The organism is Streptomyces omiyaensis, from assembly GCF_014650895.1.
Taxonomy (GTDB): Bacteria; Actinomycetota; Actinomycetes; order Streptomycetales; family Streptomycetaceae; genus Streptomyces; species Streptomyces omiyaensis.
In genome coordinates this window covers 358,344-377,673 of sequence record NZ_BMVV01000004.1, presented here as the reverse complement: position 1 = coordinate 377,673, position 19,330 = coordinate 358,344, and the positions used below count along the sequence as shown (strand labels likewise).

The window sequence follows — 19,330 nt, the reverse complement described above, 5'->3', positions numbered from 1 at the left end:
CTTACGTTCTCCTCCTACGCACCGTGTCTACGGGCGTAGAGGCTCTCTGACGCCGCGCCGAAGGAGCAGCTCATGACCGTCGTACGCGCCGCCCTCGTCCAGGCGACCTGGACCGGCGACACCGAATCCATGATCTCCAAGCACGAGGAGCACGCCCGCGAGGCCGCCCGGCAGGGCGCCCGGGTGATCGGCTTCCAGGAGGTCTTCAACGCCCCCTACTTCTGCCAGGTCCAGGAGCCCGAGCACTACCGCTGGGCCGAGCCCGTGCCGGACGGCCCCACCGTGCGGCGGATGCGGGACCTCGCCCGCGAGACCGGCATGGTGATCGTCGTCCCCGTCTTCGAGGTCGAGTCCGAGGGCTTCTACTACAACACCGCCGCCGTCATCGACGCCGACGGCAGCTACCTCGGCAAGTACCGCAAGCACCACATCCCGCAGGTCAAGGGGTTCTGGGAGAAGTACTACTTCCGCCCGGGAAACGCCGGCTGGCCGGTCTTCGACACCGCCGTCGGCAAGGTCGGCGTCTACATCTGCTACGACCGCCACTTCCCCGAGGGCTGGCGCCAACTCGGCCTCAACGGCGCCCAGCTGGTCTACAACCCCTCCGCCACCCACCGGGGCCTCTCCTCCTACCTCTGGCAGCTGGAGCAGCCCGCCGCCGCCGTCGCCAACGAGTACTTCGTCGCCGCCATCAACCGCGTCGGCGTCGAGGAGTACGGCGACAACGACTTCTACGGCACCAGCTACTTCGTCGACCCGCGCGGCCGCTTCGTCGGCGACGTCGCCTCCGACAAGACGGAGGAACTCGTCGTCCGCGACCTCGACTTCGGGATCATCGAGGAGGTCCGGCAGCAGTGGGCCTTCTACCGCGACCGCCGCCCCGACGCGTACGACGGGCTGGTCCGGCCGTGACCGGGCTGCACGCCCGCCACCGCGCCGTCCTCCCCGACTGGCTCGCGCTCTACTACGACGAGCCGATCGAGCTCACCCACGGCGAGGGCCGGCACGTCTGGGACGCGGAGGGCCGCCGCTACCTCGACTTCTTCGGCGGCATCCTCACCACCATGACCGCCCACGCCCTCCCCGAGGTCACCAAGGCGGTCGCCGAACAGGCCGGCCGGATCATCCACTCCTCCACCCTCTACCTCGACCGGCCGATGGTGGAGCTCGCCGAGCGGATCGCCGCGCTCTCCGGCATCCCCGACGCCCGGGTCTTCTTCACCACCTCCGGCACCGAGGCCAACGACACGGCCCTCCTCCTCGCCACCGCGTACCGCCGCTCGAACCAGATCCTGGCGATGCGCAACAGCTACCACGGGCGCTCCTTCTCCACCGTCGGCGTCACCGGCAACCGCGCCTGGTCGCCCACCGGCCTCTCCCCGCTCCAGACCCTGTACGTGCACGGAGCGGTCCGCGGCCGGGGCCCCTTCGCGGGCCTCACCGACGAGAGGTTCACCGAGGCCGCCGTCGCCGACCTGGAGGACCTCCTCGGCCACACCCACCGCGTCGCCGCCCTCATCGCCGAACCCGTCCAGGGCGTCGGCGGCTTCACCTCCCCGCCCGACGGCCTCTACGCCGCCTTCCGGCGGGTCCTCGACCGGCACGGCATCCTCTGGATCTCCGACGAGGTGCAGACCGGCTGGGGCCGCACCGGCGACCACTTCTGGGGCTGGCAGGCGCACGCGCAGGCCGGCCCGCCCGACCTGCTCACCTTCGCCAAGGGCATCGGCAACGGCATGTCGGTCGGCGGGGTCGTCGCCCGCGCCGAGATCATGAACTGCCTGGACGCGAACTCCATCTCCACCTTCGGCGGCTCGCCCGTCACCATGGCCGCCGGCCTCGCCAACCTCGGGTACCTCCTCGACCACGACCTCCAGGGCAACGCCCGCCGGGTCGGCGGCCTCCTCATCGAGCGGATCCGGGCCGCCGCCGCGGGCGTCGACGCCGTCCGCGAGGTCCGCGGCCGCGGCCTCATGATCGGCATCGAGCTCGCCGACCCCGTCACCGGCGCGGCCGCCCCCGAGGCCGCCTCCGCCGTCCTGGAGGCGGCCCGCGAGGGCGGCCTCCTCATCGGCAAGGGCGGCGGCCACGACACCAGCGCCCTGCGCGTCGCGCCCCCGCTCTCCCTCACCGTCGCGGAGGCCGAGGAGGGCGCCGCCCTCCTCGAACAGGCCCTCAGATCCCTCTAACCGGCAGGGGAGAAGTCCCGTGAGCACCCGAACCCTCATCCGGGGCGGCCTCGTCGTCACCGCCTCCGACGAACTCCACGCCGACGTCCTCGTCGAGGACGGCGGCGTCGCCGCCCTCGACGCCCACGGCTCCGACGCGGCCGCCGTCTGGACCGCCGACCGCGTCCTCGACGCCACCGACCGGTACGTCATCCCGGGCGGCGTCGACGTCCACACCCACATGGAGCTGCCCTTCGGCGGCACCTTCGCCTCCGACACCTTCGAGACGGGCACCCGCGCCGCCGCCTGGGGCGGCACCACCACCCTCGTCGACTTCGCCGTCCAGTCCGTCGGCCACAGCCTCCGCGAGGGCCTCGACGCCTGGTACGCGAAGGCCGACGGCAACTGCGCCGTCGACTACGCCTTCCACATGATCATGTCGGACGTCACCCCGGCCACCCTCCGGGAGATGCCGCTGCTCATCCAGGAGGGCATCACCTCCTTCAAGGGTTTCGTTCGCTCGCGTGACCAGGGGTTTTCTGGCGGAGTAGGCCGTGTGCCGTGCGAGGTGGCGGCGTGAGGGGGCCGGCGGGCCGGGGCGTGGCCCCGGCCCGTGCCGGTGGTGGTCTGTTCGGCGGTCGGTGTGAAGGGATGGCTGGGAAATGACTCGGACTCTGATTGCCGGTGGCCTCGTGATCACCGCCGCGGACGAGGTGCACGCGGACGTGCTGATCGAGCATGGCCGGGTGGTGGCATTGGCGGCGCCGGGGACGCAGGAGTGGACGGCGGACCGGGTGATCGACGCGTCGCAGAAGTATGTGATCCCGGGCGGGGTGGATGCGCATACGCATATGGAGTTGCCTTTCGGTGGCACGTTCGCGTCGGACACGTTCGAGACGGGGACGCGGGCTGCGGCGTGGGGCGGGACGACGACGATCGTCGATTTCGCGGTGCAGGCGAAGGGTGAGCCGCTTCGGGCCGGTCTGGATGCCTGGATGGCAAAGGCGGACGGGAACTGCGCGGTCGACTACGCCTTCCACATGATCATGTCCGACGTGAACGAGTCGACGCTGCGGGAGATGCCGAAGCTGGTTGAGATCGGCGTTTCCTCGTTCAAATTGTTTATGGCGTATCCGGGGGTCTTCTATTCGGATGACGGTCAGATCCTCCGGGCGATGCAGGTTGCCGGGGAGACCGGTGGGCTGATCATGATGCACGCGGAGAACGGCATCGCGATCGACGTCCTGGTGGAGCAGGCCCTGGCCCGTGGCGAGACTGACCCGCGGTACCACGGGGAGGTCCGCAAGGCGCTGTTGGAGGCGGAGGCCACCCACCGGGCGATCCAGCTCGCCCGGGTCGCGGGCTCCCCGCTGTACGTCGTCCACGTGTCCGCCGAGGAGGCGGTGGCGGAGCTGGCGGCGGCGCGGGACATGGGGCTTCCGGTCTTCGGTGAGACGTGCCCGCAGTACCTTTTCCTGTCGACGGACAACCTCGCGGAGCCGGACTTCGAGGGCGCCAAGTACGTGTGCTCGACGCCGCTGCGGCCGAAGGAGCACCAGGCGGCGCTGTGGCGGGGGCTGCGGACGAACGACCTCCAGGTGGTCTCCACCGACCACTGTCCGTTCTGCTTCGTGGGGCAGAAGGAGCTAGGGCGCGGGGACTTCTCGAAGATCCCCAACGGCCTGCCGGGCGTCGAGAACCGCATGGACCTCCTCCATCAGGCGGTGGTGGACGGGCACATCTCGCGGCGCCGCTGGATCGAGATCGCCTGCGCGACGCCGGCCCGGATGTTCGGTCTCTACCCGCAGAAGGGCACGATCGCGCCGGGCGCGGACGCGGACGTCGTCATCTACGACCCACACGCCACGCAGACGCTGTCGGCCGAGACCCACCACATGAACGTCGACTACTCGGCGTACGAGGGGAAGACGGTGACCGGCCAGGTCGAGACCGTCCTCTCGCGGGGTGAGGTCGTCATCGACCAGCGGAAGTACACGGGGCACGCGGGGCACGGGGCATTTGTGCCGCGTGGTCTTTGTCAGTACCTGGGTTGAGCAGCCCGGGGTCTCATCGCACCGACTCGAACTTGGAGGTCCCGCGTGGACTTCGGACTCGTCCTGCAGACCGACCCGCCCGCCTCGCAGGTGGTCAGCCTGATGAAGCGTGCCGAACGCAACGGCTTCCGCTACGGCTGGACCTTCGACTCCGCCGTGCTGTGGCAGGAGCCCTTCGTCATCTACAGCCAGATCCTGGCCAACACCACCAAGCTGCACGTCGGCACGATGGTCACCAACCCGGGGACGCGTACCTGGGAGGTGACGGCCTCCACCTTCGCCACCCTCAACGACATGTACGGCAACCGGACCGTGTGCGGTATCGGCCGCGGCGACTCCGCGATGCGCGTGGCCGGCCGCAGGCCCAACACCCTCGCCCGCCTCGGCGAGGCCATCGAGGTCATCCGCGACCTCGCTGAGGGCCGCGAGGCGGAGGTCGACGGCAACCCGATCCACATCCCGTGGATCAAGAACGGCAAGCTGCCCGTCTGGATGGCCGCCTACGGCCCCAGGGCCCTCGCCCTGGCCGGAGAGAAGGCCGACGGCTTCATCCTCCAGCTCGCCGATCCGTTCCTGACGGAGTGGATGGTCAAGGCGGTGCGGCAGGCCGCCCAGGACGCGGGCCGTGACCCCGACGCCCTCACGATCTGCGTCGCCGCCCCCGCGTACGTGACGGCCGACGACTCGGCCGGGGCCCTGGCGCACGCCCGGGACCAGTGCCGCTGGTTCGGCGGCATGGTCGGCAACCACGTCGCCGACCTGGTGTCCAAGTACGGCGAGCACTCCTCGATGGTCCCCGAGGAGCTCACCGCGTACATCAAGGACCGGCAGGGCTACGACTACAGCCACCACGGCCGCGCCGACAACCCCGACACCGCTTTCGTCCCCGACGAGATCGTCGACCGCTTCTGCCTCCTGGGCCCCGCCGAGGCACACATCGAGAAGCTCCGCCGGCTCAAGGACCTGGGCGTCGACCAGTTCGCCGTCTACGACATGCACGACAACCGCGAGGGCACCATCGACGCCTATGGCTCCGACATCATCCCCGCGATCAACGCCTGACGCGGATCGGTCGAACCTCCGTACAGCCGGCACGACGTGGTGCTGGCCGACCGAAGAAGGAGGGCCCGTCGGCGCGCCCTCGCAAAGTCTCTCGCGGACCTCCGAGGGCCTGCCTATCGCGCCCGCGCGGTCGGTACGGTGATCCGCGCTGGCCGAACGCTTGGCGGGTCGTAGGCGGCTTCCGCTGGGAGGCCACTGAGCCTGTGGTGACTGCTACGGCCGTGCTTCGCTCCAGTCACCGCACTGGGCTGGTCAGGCGGTAGTGGCCTAGGGCCGTTCACGGTGTTGGTCATCGGTCTCCCTTTCAGAGCCTGGGTCACCGCCGCAGGGGTCGCCGTCGGCCATGCCGCCAAGCTCCGGCCGCCGGTGAACTCTGCCTCGGGCCTTCGACCCTACGAGAGAGGAATCGCCGAAGGGCACCTCAATGGGCCCCATCCGAGGCTGGGTTCGGCGTAATTTCCACAGGTGATGATCTCCGGGCCGGGCACCATCGATGAACTGGTGCACGACGCCGCTCTTGCAGGGCATGCAGTCACCAAGCGACTCGTACACGACTGGGTATCGCTCGGGTTGCTGGACCGTCCGCGGCGACGGCGCACTGGCCCTCACGGCTCGGACAAGGCGTTGCACTCAGCCCACCAACGCAAGCTCCTTCAGCTTCTTCTCGAAGCGCGAGTGGCCTCTTCGCGAATCCCCCACCTCGCAAGGATTCCTCTGACCATCTGGCTGTACGGAGAGTCAGGTGCTGTTCCCACCCGGCAGGCCATTCGTGCGCTGGTCACCCATGCAGGAGACCTGAGAGGCGGCAAACCCCGGGCGTTGGAGACCGCCCGCTTTTTGATCGCGCCGCTGGACGATTGCCGCCTCGGAACCGCGCACCTTCGAAGCGAGTTCCTCCACGCAGTACGCAATGCTCTCTATACTGGCAATTTCGACGGCCCCCTCGCACCCTAGGGGGCGTCCGGCCGGTCAGGCGAGGCCGCCCCAGCCCCAGCGCGGCGTGTGGGGCCGGGCTCGCCGAGGTCCGTGCCCGGAGCAGAGGCCGAGACGCCCTTGGCGATCCGGGTGCCCCAGTCGAAGCCCTCCACCACCCGCCGCCGCAGCAGCTCGTCGTCCGGCAGTTGCTTCTCCACGGACGCCGTCATCAACTCCATCCAGCGCAACCGCTGTTCCTCGGTGATGCCGAGCTTGAGACGGGCCCTGAGCAGTGCCTGGTGCCCGCCGAGCTCCGCCGTGAAGTCGGCAGGACCCGAGAACACCTCCGCCAGCCACGCGGCGACGTGCTCCACGTGGGCGGCGGTGAAGTCGGCGAAGAGGGGACGAGGAGGGGGTCGGCGAGGACCCCCTGGTAGAAGGTCTCGGAGAGCCTGCGCAGCGCGTCGGCGCCGCCCACGGCCTCGTACAGGGTGTTCGCAATGCCCGGCGGTCGTGGAACGCCTCCAGGATGCGGGATGTGACCCCGACAGCCTGGCCGCAACTCGATCCGTGACCAGGAATGTTCGCTCTCGGTGGGGCGAGCGCCCGGGCAGCCGCTACACGCGGTCCATCATCGCCATCTGCTCCTCCGTGTGGTGCTCGCCCGCGGCGGGGGGCAGGGCGTCGAGGCGGGCGAGTTGCTCCGCGCTCAGGCGGACCTCGGCGGCCGTCGTGTTCTCCTCGACGCGGGCGGCCCGCCGGCTGCCGGGAATCGGCACGACGTCGTCCCCCCGGGTGAGCAGCCAGGCGAGGGCGACCTGCGCCGGGGTGGCGTCCGCCTCGGCGGCGACGGTGGCGATCTCGTCGGCGATGCGCAGGTTCCGGGGCAGGTTCTCGGCGGTGAAGCGGGGGTTGTCCGCCCGGAGGTCCGAGGCGTCGAAGCGGCCGGCGGCGCGGACCGTGCCGGTGAGGAAGCCGTGGCCGAGCGGGGAGTACGCCACGAAGCCGATGCCCAGTTCGCGCAGGACCGGCAGGACCGCCTCCTCCGGGTCGCGGGTCCACAGGGAGTACTCGGACTGGACCGCGGTGACCGGGTGGACGGCGTGCGCGCGGCGGATCGTGGCGGGGCCCGCCTCGGAGAGGCCGATGTGGCGGATCTTGCCCTCGGCGACCAGCTCGGCGAGGGCGCCGACGGTGTCCTCGATGGGGGTGCCGGGGTCGACGCGGTGCTGGTAGCAGAGGTCGATGTGGTCGGTCCCGAGCCGCCGCAGCGAACCCTCCACGGCGGTACGGACGTTCGCGGGGCTGCTGTCGAGCCGCCCGGGGCCGCCGCCCGTGTGCGAGACGAGGCCGAACTTCGTGGCGAGCACCACCTGGTCGCGGCGGGCGCCGAGCGCCCGGCCGACGAGCCGTTCGTTGGTGTAGGGCCCGTAGATCTCGGCGGTGTCGAGGAAGGTGACGCCGAGGTCGAGGGCGCGGTGCAGGGCGCGGACGGAGCCCGCGTCGTCCGAGCCGGAGCCCGTGTAGCCGAAGGACATGCCCATGGTCCCCAGGCCGATCCGGGAGACCTCCAGGTCCCGCAATCTCGTGTGCCGCATCGGACCGCCTCCTTCGGGGCGCGAGGGTGGATGGGGGAGTGGTGGGGGGAGGGTGGGGTGGGAGCGGTGGGGCGCCGAGGCGGGAGCCACGGCTGACGTGGGTGTGTGGGCGGTGTTCGGCGGCCGGTGGGCGGCACCGGCCCCCGAGCCCGCCGGGGCCCGTCCCGTCCGCTCCCGTGAACGGGACGGTGCTGCCCGGCGGGTGGTCGTGCGGCGGCGGTCAGACCTCGTACTCGACGCCGACGCCGCCGAAGTGGAGCCGTCCCTGGACGAAGACCTTCTCGCCCTGCGCGTCGTAGCCGGTGAGGAGGCCCGCCTCCATCAGCCGGACGACGATCTGGGTGCTCAGCTCCTGTCGGCCGACCGCGCCGAGGCGCTTGACCAGCGTCTTGTAGCCGAACTCCTCCTCGGCGAGGTCCTGGAAGATCTGCCGGGCCTCGTCGTCCATCGGGTACTGGGCCATGTCGAGCCCTTCCCCGTTGGCCAGGACCTCGCGCTGCTCCAGCCGGAAGCCGATCGGCTCGACGCGGTAGTGCTGCTTGAGCACGGCCTTGCCGCCGGTCCACTTGAAGCGGGTGATGCTGTTCAGCCGCTTGGTGAGGTCGCTGATCCAGCGGACCCGGGCCGGGTTCAGCTCGGCCTCGCTGAAGTCGTCGCTGAGCTCCGGACGCTGGTGGCGGCCGATCGCGATCATCGTGGACGCCCGGTCGCGGAAGGACGTCACGGTCCCGGAGGGGTCCTCCGGGCCGTTGCCCACCAGGCTCTCGAACCACTTCTTCCGGGTCAGCCGGTCGTCGTCGGACTCCGTGATGCGCCGCTTCCGCCAGAACTCGGAGTCGGGCTCCGTGAAGGAGGCGAAGGTGTAGAAGGAGGCGAGGAACTGGTGGTACTGCTCGTAGGCCTCGCGGTAGGTGCGGTTGTACCAGGCGTGCACCTCGTCCTTCTCGTCCCCGTGCCGGGTGATGCGGTCGATGGCCGCGGCGGCCGAGACCGCCGACTGCGAGGCCAGGTGCACGCCCTGGGAGAACAGCGGGTCGGTGAAGCAGGCGGCGTCGCCGCAGAGGAAGAAGCGGTCGGCGGAGAAGACCTCGGTGTCGTAGGACCAGTCCTGCACGATCCGGACCTCGTCGACCTGCTCGGCGCCGCCGAGGATGTCCACGGCCTTGGCGCACTTGGCGAGGGTGGACGAGTAGAAGGCGTCGGCGCCCTGCTCGCGGACCTCGGCGGACTTCGAGCGGTCGACGACGAGGCCGACGCTGTACAGGTCGTCCTTGATGGGGATCATCCAGACCCAGCCGTCCTCGAAGGTGATCGAGTACGTGGTGCCCTTGAGGTCCCCCTCGAAGGGGTCCTTCAGCTTGAAGTACGACCAGACCGCGAAGTTCCGGTAGAACTCGTCGTACTGGCGCACGCCGAGCTTGCGGGAGATCGGGCCGCCCGAGCCGCCCGCGTCGATGACGAAGTCGCTCTCGACGGTGACGCTCTCGCCGCCCTGGCGTACGGTCAGGACGACATGGTCGGGGTCGGACAGGTCCACGTCGGTGACCGGGGTCTCCTCGTGGACGGCTATCCCGCGGCTCCGGGCCTCGTCGAGGAGGAGCTTGTCGAACTCCTCGCGCTTCACCTGGACGGCGTGGTCGAAGACCCAGGGCGCGACCTTGGGAGCCGCGAAGGAGAACGTCCACGGGGCCTGGTCCTGGCCCCAGAGGAAGGTCGCCGAGGGCTTCTTGACGTAGTTCTGCGCGTCGATCTTCTCCTGCAGCCCGAGGCGGTTGAGGATCGACATCGTGCCGGGCAGCAGGGACTCGCCGACGCGGTACCGGGGGAAGGCGGACCGCTCGTAGATCGTGACGTCGTGGCCCAGCTTGTGCAGGGTGAGGCCCGCGACACTACCGGCCGGCCCTCCGCCGATGATCGCCACCTTCGATCGTGTCATCACGTACTCCTTGGGACGGGGACAGGCTGACGGGACTCCGCGCCGGGGCGGCGAGGAGGAAGCGCTGTGAACGGGGTGCGGGGTACGGGCGGGAGGAGGCCGTTCACTCCTCGTCGGCGCCCGGCCGGGACCGCAGTTTCTTCATGCGGTCCGACATCGCGATCGTGTCGACGACGTTAATCTTCGAGGGGACCTTGAACGGCTCGACCCGGCCGGCGAGGAACTCCGTGACGTGCTTGCGGAGGGCCGCGCGGGTGAGCTCGCCCGTGGGCTTGATGTCGACGCACACGGACTGGCCGGTGATCGCGTTCGGCCTGCCGTACACGACGCAGTCCTCGACGAGGGGACTGCCCATGAGGACCGATTCGAGTTCCAGCGGGAGGAGCTTCTCGCCGCCGACGTTGATGACTTCCTTGGCCCGGCCCTTGATCCGGAGGTAGCCGTCGGCCGCCTCCTCGACCAGGTCCCCGGTCCGGAACCAGCGGTCCTCGGTCAGCGAGTCGTCGTCGTAGTTCAGATAGCCGAGGAACTGGGTCCGGCTCCTGAGCTGGAGTTCGCCGTCGACGATGCGGTACTCCACACCGGCGTCGGAGATCTTGAAGTACGTGCTGGTCGACGATTCGCTGGTCGTCGTGGCGATGCCGGTCTCGCTCGTCCCGAAGGTCTGGAGCAGCCGCACCCCCGGGAAGGTCTTGCGGACCCGCAGGAGGAGTTCCTCGGACATCGGCTCGGTGCCGTACGTGATCAGGCGCAGGCTGCTGAGGTCGTGTGTGCGGTGGTAGTCGCCGACCATGATCAGGTTGAGATAGGTCGGGCTGGTGGGGAGGACGAGGATCCGGTGGCGCTCGATCAGCGCGCAGATCTCGTCCGGGGTGCGATGGCGGGGGAGAACCGCGGTGCCGCCGACCAGGAGGGTGCTGAGCAGGGAGTTGATGCCCCCGATGTGATCGAACATCAGCACCATGAGGATGTTGAGGGCGTTCTCCCGGCGGCGCGGCCGCTTCTCCAGCTTCTCGCCGACGAGCACGTCGAGACTGTGCAGGATGACCTTGGGCGCGCCGGTGCTGCCGCTGCTGAGCAGCACGAGTCCGGCCGCGTCCGGGTCGCCGAGCCGGCCGTGCACGGCGTCGGCCCCGTCGGTGGGGTCCTCTGCGACGCCGGCGAGGTCCTCGACCTCCGTACCCGCCCCGGTCGTCCTGATCAGATGGCCCGGTCGGCAGTGCTCGACGAGGGTGTCGAGCGTGGTGTCGGTGAGCGTGACCACCGGCACCACGACGTTCCGGTCGAGGAAGAGGGCGAACAGGGCCGCCACCGAGTCCAGCGAGTAGTCGCCGTGGACGACCACGGTCTCCCGCGGCTTCACGCCGTGGAGCGCCAGCAGCTGCCGGGTCTCGCCGATCCGCTTCAGGAGCTCCGCGTACGTGACGGCGGTCCCGCGGTCGAAGAGCGCCGTCCGGGCGCCGAAGTCCTCGAACCTACGCAGCAGTTCGTCGCGCATGTCAGTGCACACCCCCTAGAAAGAGCGTCTCGCCCGTGATGAACTCCGACTGCCGGCCGATCAGGAACTCCACCGGGCCGACGATGTCCGCCGTCGTGCACTGACGGGATATCGCCTGGCGTGCGATCAGAGCGTCGATCTTGGGCCGGGGAACGGTCCTCGTCAATACGGTGTGAACGGGCGGCAGTCCGATTCCGTTCACCCTGATGCCGAACGTGGACAACTCCTTGCTCATCACGCGGACGAGTTGTTCGACCGCACTCTTGCTGGCCGAATAGGCGAGCTGTCCTTCGATGGCCCAGGGCACCGCGACCGTGGAGACGTTCAGGATAGCGGAACTCTGTTCCGTGGATTTCCGCAGCAGTTTCACCGCTTCCCGGCAGCAGTTCAGCACGGCGAAGAAGTTGATGTCGAATATCTTTCGGGAAACCTCGTCCGGGGTCGTCATGAAATGGTTCATCGACGAGGTGCCGGCGTTGTTCACCAGGGCGTCGAGCTTTCCGTACTCCTCCCGGACGCTCCGGAACATGCGTTTCGTCTGACCGGGGTCCGCGAGATCCGCCTCGTGGTGCCGGTAGCGCGGGTGGTCGATGGTCGGGGGTCTTCTGCTGCACCCGACGACGTCGTGCCCGGCCTCCAGGAAATGCTCCGCGAGGGCCTTGCCGATGCCGGTCCGGGTGCCGGTGATCATGAGGATCATGAGGGCGGCGACCTGGGCTAACCACGTACGCCGACGAGTTCCAGCTCTTCCTCGATGAAGCCGATCAGCCTGCGCACGCTGCTGAACGGACTCACCCGGCGGGACACCGCCTTCTCGGACGTGAGCGAGACCTCGGTGCCGAACTCGTCCTCGATGTTCTCCTCGACCAGGGAGAGGAAGGCCACCAGGTACATGGACTCGAACACGCCGGAGTCACCGTAGAGACACAGGTCGAGCACCTGGTCGGTCGGAATCTTCTCCTCACGCGTCAGATTGATTTCTTCGAGCGCCGCCACGACGACACCCTGGATTCGCTCCGTCACCTTAAGGCCTCCGTCCAGCACGAAAGACAGAACAGATCGCTCCGCCGGCCGAGTCGTGCTCCGGGCCGACGCCTGGATTTTTATGTCATACGCCCCCGGCCCACGCAAGGTCGTTCAGTCCGCGCGGTTCACCGCCCTGTTCAACTGTCCGGTTCCTTCAGTTGCACGGGGTGGTGATCTGTACACCCTTGCGGCCCGCGACCGATATCCACAGACTTCGAGATGCCGGACCCGGGAAAGGCCGAGCCCGCAAAGGGAAGAGCCCGCAAAGAAAAGTGAAGGAAGGGGTGGGCCATGCGTGACCACACGGACGAGAAATCCGAAGCGGCCGGGAACGACGACGGGCACGTCCGGATCGGCGGACTGCCGGCATTCGACCCGGACGACCCCGCCGAGAACGCGGTCATCAACCGGCTCGTCGGGAACTGGCACCGGCGCGCCGCCGTGAAGCGCGAGGAACCGGACGTCTACGCCCTGTTCGATCCCGGCCGCCCGGACTTCCGGGAGGACATGATCCCCTTCCGGGGCCACCCGATCTGGGAGCGCCTCTCCGACGAGACCCGTTCCCGGCTGCTCAGCTGGGGCTGGGTCGCCTACAACCGCAACACGGTGCTGATCGAGCAGCGGATTGCCAACCCGGCCTTCGAACTCGTCATCGGCGGCGCGTACCCTGGTCTCGGCGGCCAGCAGCTGGAGCTCGCCGTCGCGCAGGCCATGGTGGACGAGCAGTACCACACGCTCATGCACATCAACGGCAGCGCGGTGACCCGGCGGATGCGCCGGAGCGACTTCTCCGACCGCGTGCTGCCGGACTCGCACATCACCACGATCCACCAGGCACATCTGGACCGCTGCGAGGAGCCGTGGCAGCGGAGTCTCACCACCCTGGGCTTCGCGACGGTCGCCGAGATCTCCATCAACGCCTACCTCGACCTCCTCGCCGACGACCAGGAGATCCAGGTCGTCAACTCCACCACGGTGAAGCTGCACAACCGCGACGAGTACTGCCACGCCTCGATCTCCGGCGAGATGATGAAGCAGGTGTACGAGGCGCTTCCGGCCGACCGGCGCCGGTTCCTCTTGGAGAAGGTCGTGGCCGGTCTGGAGGCCTTCGTCGCCCCCGACTTCACGACCTGGGAGTCGATCGTCGCGTTCGAGGGCGTCCCCGGCTGGGAGAAGGCCGCCGCCGAGGTGCGCAAGGCCCAGGGCGGCACCCACCTCGTGCAGGACCACTCGGGCATCCACACCCTCCTCACCGAGATGGACGTCCTCGACCAGGTCGAGTTCGGCTGGGGCACGACGGTGACCCGGTGACCGCGGGCAGTCCCGGGCCGGCCGGCCGCACTCCGCTGCGCCCCGCCGCGGTCGCCGTCCGCGACATCCACAGCTTCCTCGCCGACCTCGGCATGGACTGCGACGTCAACCCGTGCACGGCCTTCGTGGGCACCGTCGAGCCCGGTCGGGTCGAGGACCCGGCCGCGTGGCGGGCGTTCGTGGCCCGGCTCGGCCTCACCCGGGCCCTGGCCGACCTGGTCGACGTGGCGGAGGAGGACGTGGTCGTCACCCTCGACCCGCGGCCGGGCACCGTCGAGGGCGGCCCCGCCGAGCTGGCGGACCTCGTCACCGCGTACCACAACAGCCGGCCGCTGCGGATCGACGAGGCCGTGCGCCTCGCGTACTGGCGGCACGCGGACGGCGAGTACCTCGTCTTCGTCAAGTTCAGCCATCTGATCGTCGACCTGGCCGACGTGGTCGACCTGCTCCGGCAGATCAGGGCCCATCTGCGCGGCGACACCCCGCCGGGCCGGATCGGCTCCCGCTACCGCCACCACGCACGGACCGTCGAGCAGTACACGGCCCTGCCGGCGGCCGACCCCGCGGAGGTCACCCGCGCCCTCGGCGAGCTGCCCGTGCCGGGCCGCAAGGGCATTCCGACGATCTCCGCGTCGGTGGAGGAATGGCTGCCGCTGCGCGAGGGCGTCACCTTCGACGAACTGCTCAGCGCCGTCACAGGCGTCCTGCTGCCCGCCCTCGGCGGCGGTCTGGTTCTGCAGTATCCCTACTCCCGCTGGGAGTTCGCGACGAAGGGCGGCTACTACGTCGAGATCAAGCCCCTCGTCGTACGGGCCGGTCAGCCGTCCGACTACACCCCCGAGTACTTCGCCAAGACCCGGCACGCCCAGGAGTCCCTCGGCCGGTTCACGATGTCCGACCTCGACGCCTTCGCGCGGGCGTTCACCCGCGGCCGGATGCCCCGCGTCGTCGTCTCCGACACCACGTTCATGCGTCCGGAGCCGGACCGGTGGCGCTGGGTCCCGGTACGCAGCGCCCGGGTCTTCGAGGACCTCAAGTTCCTCGCCGACCGGTCCTGGCCGGGCCCGCCGCTGTTGCGGATGCAGTACAAGCGCGGATTCCTCTCCCTCGGGGCCGCGGCCGACGTCCTCGACGGACTCAAGCAGCGAATTGGAGCAAGTGGTGGAACTCCCTGACCTGTTGACCGACCTCTTCCGGCGCCACCGCGGACGGACCGCGCTGCGGACCGCCGGACGGACCTGGACCTACGAGGAGCTCGACCGGGTCACCGGCGCGCTCGCCCGCAGGATCGACACCGAGTGCCCCGCGGGCCGCCGCGTCCTGGTCGCCGGGGAGCACACGGCGGAAGCCGTGGTCTGGGCCCTCGCGGCGATGCGCAGCCACGCCGTGCACACCCCGATGAACCCGGGCCTGCCCGCCGACCGGTTCGAGGAGTTCGCGCGGGTCGCGGACGCGGCGCTGCTCGTCTGCTTCGAGCGCGAGGCGCTGGTGCGCGGCGAGAAGGCCGGCCTCCGTGCCCTGTACGCCGGTGACGTCGGCTGGCCCACGGACCCGGCCCCGGAGCCGGCGGACGGCACGGCCGACGAGCCGGCCCGTTCCCGCGTCGCGTACTCCATCTTCACCTCGGGTTCGACCGGCAATCCCAAGCTCGTCGACGTCGGGCACGGCGGTCTGCTCAACCTCTGCCGTTCCCTGCGGAGGCTGCTCGACATCACACCCGACGACGAGGTCCTGCACTTCGCGTCGCTGTCGTTCGACGCCTCCGTCAGCGAGATCCTCGGCACCCTGTACGCCGGGGCGACCCTCGTCGTCCCCGTGCGCGACCAGGCCTCCTGGCTGGGGTCCGTCTCGCGGCACCTCGCCGCCCACGGCTGTGACCTCGCCATGCTGTCGCCGTCCGTCTACGCCCGGCTCGACGAGGCGGCGCGCAGTCGCATCCGGAAGGTGGAGTTCTGCGGCGAGGCCCTCGGTGAGGGCGAGTACGACAAGGCCGCCCGGTACAGCAGGGTGTTCAACGCCTACGGCCCGACCGAAGCCACCGTCTGCTTCTCCCTCGCCGAGCTGACCGCGTACACGCCGAGCATCGGCACCCCCGTCGACGGCTTCCGGGCCTTCGTCCGCGACCCCGACTCCGGTGACCACGCCACGGCGGGCACCGGCGAACTCGTCATCGTCGGCGACGGCGTGGCACTCGGCTACGCCGGCGGCAGCCCGGCCGAGAACGAGGTGTTCGGCACGGTCGACGGCTCCCCGGCGTACGCCACCGGGGACGTCGTCTCCCTCTCCGACGACGGCGAGCTCACCTACCTCGGACGGATCGACGAGCAGATCAAACGACTCGGCCACCGGGTGAACCTCGCCCATGTCGGTTCCACTCTCTCCCGCCACCTGGGGCGCGAGGTGGCACTCGTCCGCCAGGACGCCACGATCCTGCTGGTCACGGCCGCGGACGGCGAGGCCACCGAGGAGTCGGTGATGGCCCGGATCAGGGACCTGGTGCCCGTCTGGGAGGCACCCGACCGGGTGGTCCTGGTCGACGCGCTCCCGCTCACCTCCGGCGGGAAGGTGGACCGGAGCGCCCTGCGCGAGCTGCTCGCCTCCCCGGCCGGCGCCCCGCACGGCGGGACGGACGACGAGGACGCCGCGGAACTGCGGCGCGTGCTCGACGTCGTGACCGCCGTCCTCGGCCAGGAGATCGGCCCCGAGACGTCCATCTTCGACGCCGGCGGCAGCTCCCTCGCCATGATCCAGATCCAGGTCAAACTCTCCGACGCGTACGGCGAGGAAGCCGTCGAGGCTGCGTTCGCCGCCATGGACTACGACTTCGCCCCGGCCGCCTTCCTGCGCCACCTGCGCGGCGAGGCCGTCGCCCCGGCGGAGTCCGCCGTCGACACGCTGCTGCGCCGGGTGGAGACCGAGCGCGACGCCCTGCGCGCCGAGCTGCCGCTGCTGCGCCGCGACACCCGCCACGAGCCGGTGCCCGGGGCCGGGGACGGCGACCGCGAGGTGCTCCTCACCGGTGCGTCCGGCTTCATCGGAGGGCACGTCCTCGACCGGCTGCTCGCCGCCGGCCGCCCCGTCCTCGTCGTCAGCACCGGCGACCCCGACGGTGTACTGACCGGCCACGCGACCCGGTTCGGACGGCAGGCCGCCGACTACGCCCGGGTCCGGGCCATCTCGTACACGGAGCTGGAGCGCTGGGTCGACCGGCGGCGCGGCCCCGTCGTCGACGCGGTGGTGCACTGCGGCTACCAGGTCAACCACCTGCTGCCGCTCGACAGCCACCTGAGCGGCAGCGTGCGCAACACGGCCCTGGTCGTCCGCGCCGCGGCGGCCCTCGGTGCCCGGTCCTTCGCCTTCCTGTCGGCCGCCTCGGCGGGGGCGAGCTTCCTACCCCTGTCGGCCGCGACCCTCACGGCGGTCGGCGACCCGTACTCGCGGTCGAAGCTGATCAGCGAGGAGTACGTGAACACCCTCGCCGTGCTGGGCTGTGCCGTCTCCCACTACCGGCCGGGGCTGGTCTACGGGCACCGGCCCGAGGACCGCCACCACCTCAAGGACGACTGGTTCACCGCCCTCCTGGAGACCGCGCGCCGGGTGGGTGCGATGCCCCGGCTCAGCGGCCACGTGCCCGTCTGCGACGTCGGCACCCTGGCCGACACCCTCCTCGGGCGGCCGGACGCCAACCCGGGCACGGCCGACGGCGCCTCCCGGGCCCCGGACTCCCGCTCGGCGGTCGTGGTCCACCGTACGTACGCGCTCGACGAGCTGCTGCGCCACACCGGCCTCACCGAGGCGGACGTCCTGGCGCCCGCCGAATGGTTCGAGCGGGTACGCGACGGCGGCGAGGTCCCCGCCCCGCTCCTGGCCGCCATGCAGGCGGCCCTGAGCGGACCGGGCTGGCCCTCCGCCCAACGCGAGGTCGACCACGACATCCTCGGCCGGCTGCTCGGCACCCCGTCGGACACTCCGGCCGGCGACCGGCCGGGGCGGACCGGGACCACCGCAGAGGCCCAGAACGGCGCCGCCCACGCGCCGACACCGCGCTGACAGGAACGGAGCCGTAGTCCCCCATGCGCTACTCGTTACGCCAGGACATCGCGGTCGAGCCGGCCATCGCCGGATGGTACGGCTGGTCGTACCTGCTGCCGCCGCAGACCCTCGCCCGCTTCGTCCACAACCGCTTCGACCGCATCGTCGAGAGCTACCTCGACGACCCGCAGGTCCATGCGGCGGCCGTCCGGCAACGCCGGATGCACGGCGGCCCCTGGATCCACGCCCACGAGCACCGCGACGCCATCGAGGCCTGGTACCGGGAGACCGCTCCACGGCGCGAGCGGCTCGACGAACTCTTCGAGGCCGTCCGGTGCCTGGAGGAGGACATCCTGCCCCGGCACCACGGCGAGTGCCTCGACCCCGTCTACCAGGAGCTGCCGGCGGCCCTGGCCGGCCGGGTGGAGGTCTTCTACGGCAGGGACAACCGCACGGCCGACTACCGCTTCGTCGAGCCGCTGATGTACGCCTCCGAGTACTACGACGAGTCCTGGCAGCAGGTCCGCTTCCGCCCCGTCACGGAGGACGCCCGCGAGTTCGCCCTCACCACGCCGATGCTGGAGTACGGCCCGGAGCAGCTCCTCGTCGACGTTCCGCTGAACTCCCCGCTGCTCGACACGGTCTTCCGCGGCCGTCTGACCGGGGCCGAACTCGACGACCTGGCGGCGCGGTTCGGCCTCGACGGCGAGCGGGCCACCCGGTTCGCCTCGTACTTCGAGCCCACCCCGGCGGCGGCCGCCTCCGCCTCCGACGAGGACGTCCTCGAATACGTCGGCCACGCCTGCGTGTTCGCCCGCCACCGGGGCACCACCTTCCTCGTGGACCCGGTGCTGAGCTACAGCGGATACCCCGGGGGAGCGGAGAACCGGTTCACCTTCGCCGACCTGCCGGAGCGCATCGACCACCTGCTCATCACCCACAACCACCAGGACCACATGCTGTTCGAGACCCTGCTGCGGATCCGGCACCGGGTCGGCAGGGTCCTGGTCCCCAAGTCCACCAACGCCAGCCTGGTGGACCCCGGACTCGGCGGCATCCTGCGCCGGCTCGGCTTCACCGACGTCGTCGAGGTCGACGACCTGGAGACGCTGTCCTGCGGATCGGCCGAGGTCGTCGCCCTGCCCTTCCTGGGGGAGCACGGCGACCTGCGCATCCGCAGCAAGACCGGATGGCTGATCCGCTTCGGGGAGCGCTCCGTGTTGTTCGCCGCCGACTCCACCAACATCTCCCCGACGATGTACGCCAAGGTGGCCGAGGTGATCGGCACCGTCGACACCGTCTTCATCGGCATGGAGAGCATCGGCGCGGCGGCCAGCTGGATCTACGGTCCGCTCTACGGCGAGCCGCTGGACCGCAGGACCGACCAGAGCCGACGGCTCAACGGCTCCAACTTCCCGCAGGCGAGGGAGATCGTCGACGCCCTGGAGCCCGACGAGGTCTATGTGTACGCGATGGGCCTCGAACCCTGGATGGGCGTCGTGATGGCCGTCGACTACGACGAGAGCCACCCCGCCATCGTCGACAGCGACCTCCTCGTCCGGCACGTCCAGGACAAGGGCGGGACCGCCGAACGGCTGCACCTCCGGCGGACGCTGCGCCTCTGAGCGACGCGACGCCCGCGGCCGGGCGCGGCGATCCGCCGCCCCTGGCCCCCGGCCCCTCCGGCACGGCCCCTCCGGCCCGTCCCCGTGGCCCGCCGTCGCCCCCGC

Annotated in this window: 14 protein-coding genes and 1 pseudogene; 9 read left to right on the top strand and 6 right to left on the bottom strand. The window is 70.4% G+C overall.

What is annotated here, in order from left to right:
- Positions 1 to 72 precede the first annotated feature (72 nt).
- From IE287_RS09845 to IE287_RS09825, 5 genes and pseudogenes are all read left to right on the top strand, one after another.
- Positions 73 to 912, top strand: coding sequence for a nitrilase-related carbon-nitrogen hydrolase (locus IE287_RS09845; protein ID WP_189848538.1), 840 nt, complete (start codon positions 73 to 75; stop codon positions 910 to 912).
- On the top strand, positions 909 to 2,189 hold the full coding sequence (locus IE287_RS09840; RefSeq protein ID WP_189848537.1) for an aspartate aminotransferase family protein: 1,281 nt from the start codon (positions 909 to 911) through the stop codon (positions 2,187 to 2,189). Before IE287_RS09845 ends, IE287_RS09840 begins: the two co-directional genes overlap by 4 nt.
- Before the next feature lie 19 nt (positions 2,190 to 2,208).
- Positions 2,209 to 2,685 (top strand): annotated as a pseudogene (locus IE287_RS09835) (dihydropyrimidinase); the annotation flags it as partial.
- A 145-nt stretch (positions 2,686 to 2,830) separates the two neighbouring features.
- Positions 2,831 to 4,222 carry a dihydropyrimidinase gene (gene hydA, locus IE287_RS09830; RefSeq protein ID WP_189848536.1) on the top strand — a complete coding sequence of 464 codons (1,392 nt, stop codon included), beginning with the start codon at positions 2,831 to 2,833 and terminating at the stop codon, positions 4,220 to 4,222.
- Positions 4,223 to 4,267: 45 nt separating this feature from the next.
- Complete coding sequence (locus tag IE287_RS09825) at positions 4,268 to 5,284, top strand: TIGR03842 family LLM class F420-dependent oxidoreductase (protein ID WP_189848535.1); 1,017 nt, start codon at positions 4,268 to 4,270, stop codon at positions 5,282 to 5,284.
- 950 nt (positions 5,285 to 6,234) lie between these two features.
- Here the strand turns inward: IE287_RS09825 and IE287_RS09820 are convergent.
- The 6 genes from IE287_RS09820 to IE287_RS09795 form a co-directional block, all read right to left on the bottom strand.
- A complete protein-coding gene (locus tag IE287_RS09820) occupies positions 6,235 to 6,573 on the bottom strand; it encodes a globin family protein (RefSeq protein WP_229883374.1) in 339 nt (112 codons plus the stop codon).
- A 243-nt stretch (positions 6,574 to 6,816) separates the two neighbouring features.
- On the bottom strand, positions 6,817 to 7,797 hold the full coding sequence (locus tag IE287_RS09815) for an aldo/keto reductase (RefSeq protein WP_189848534.1): 981 nt from the start codon (positions 7,795 to 7,797) through the stop codon (positions 6,817 to 6,819).
- A 220-nt stretch (positions 7,798 to 8,017) separates the two neighbouring features.
- The gene (cmlS, locus tag IE287_RS09810; protein WP_189848533.1) at positions 8,018 to 9,733 is read right to left on the bottom strand and encodes a chloramphenicol-biosynthetic FADH2-dependent halogenase CmlS; all 1,716 of its coding nucleotides are present in this window, start codon (positions 9,731 to 9,733) and stop codon (positions 8,018 to 8,020) included.
- Between the two features lie 103 nt (positions 9,734 to 9,836).
- Positions 9,837 to 11,231, bottom strand: coding sequence for a class I adenylate-forming enzyme family protein (locus IE287_RS09805; protein WP_189848532.1), 1,395 nt, complete (start codon positions 11,229 to 11,231; stop codon positions 9,837 to 9,839).
- 1 nt (position 11,232) lies between these two features.
- Complete coding sequence (locus IE287_RS09800; RefSeq protein WP_189848531.1) at positions 11,233 to 11,931, bottom strand: SDR family NAD(P)-dependent oxidoreductase; 699 nt, start codon at positions 11,929 to 11,931, stop codon at positions 11,233 to 11,235.
- A 17-nt stretch (positions 11,932 to 11,948) separates the two neighbouring features.
- Entirely contained in the window at positions 11,949 to 12,254 is a 306-nt protein-coding gene (locus tag IE287_RS09795) for a hypothetical protein (protein ID WP_106433679.1), read from the bottom strand.
- A gap of 294 nt (positions 12,255 to 12,548) precedes the next feature.
- Here IE287_RS09795 and IE287_RS09790 point away from each other — a divergent pair, with 294 nt between their 5' ends.
- The 4 genes from IE287_RS09790 to IE287_RS09775 are packed head-to-tail and all read left to right on the top strand — an operon-like array spanning position 12,549 to position 19,225.
- Positions 12,549 to 13,568, top strand: coding sequence for an AurF N-oxygenase family protein (locus IE287_RS09790; RefSeq protein ID WP_189848530.1), 1,020 nt, complete (start codon positions 12,549 to 12,551; stop codon positions 13,566 to 13,568).
- A complete protein-coding gene (locus IE287_RS09785) occupies positions 13,565 to 14,743 on the top strand; it encodes a hypothetical protein (RefSeq protein ID WP_189848529.1) in 1,179 nt (392 codons plus the stop codon). The genes IE287_RS09790 and IE287_RS09785 overlap by 4 nt, the downstream gene beginning before the upstream one ends.
- Entirely contained in the window at positions 14,730 to 17,618 is a 2,889-nt protein-coding gene (locus tag IE287_RS09780; protein ID WP_229883373.1) for an AMP-binding protein, read from the top strand. Before IE287_RS09785 ends, IE287_RS09780 begins: the two co-directional genes overlap by 14 nt.
- A 23-nt stretch (positions 17,619 to 17,641) precedes the next feature.
- A complete protein-coding gene (locus IE287_RS09775) occupies positions 17,642 to 19,225 on the top strand; it encodes an MBL fold metallo-hydrolase (protein ID WP_189848527.1) in 1,584 nt (527 codons plus the stop codon).
- The last annotated feature ends 105 nt before the right edge of the window (positions 19,226 to 19,330 follow it).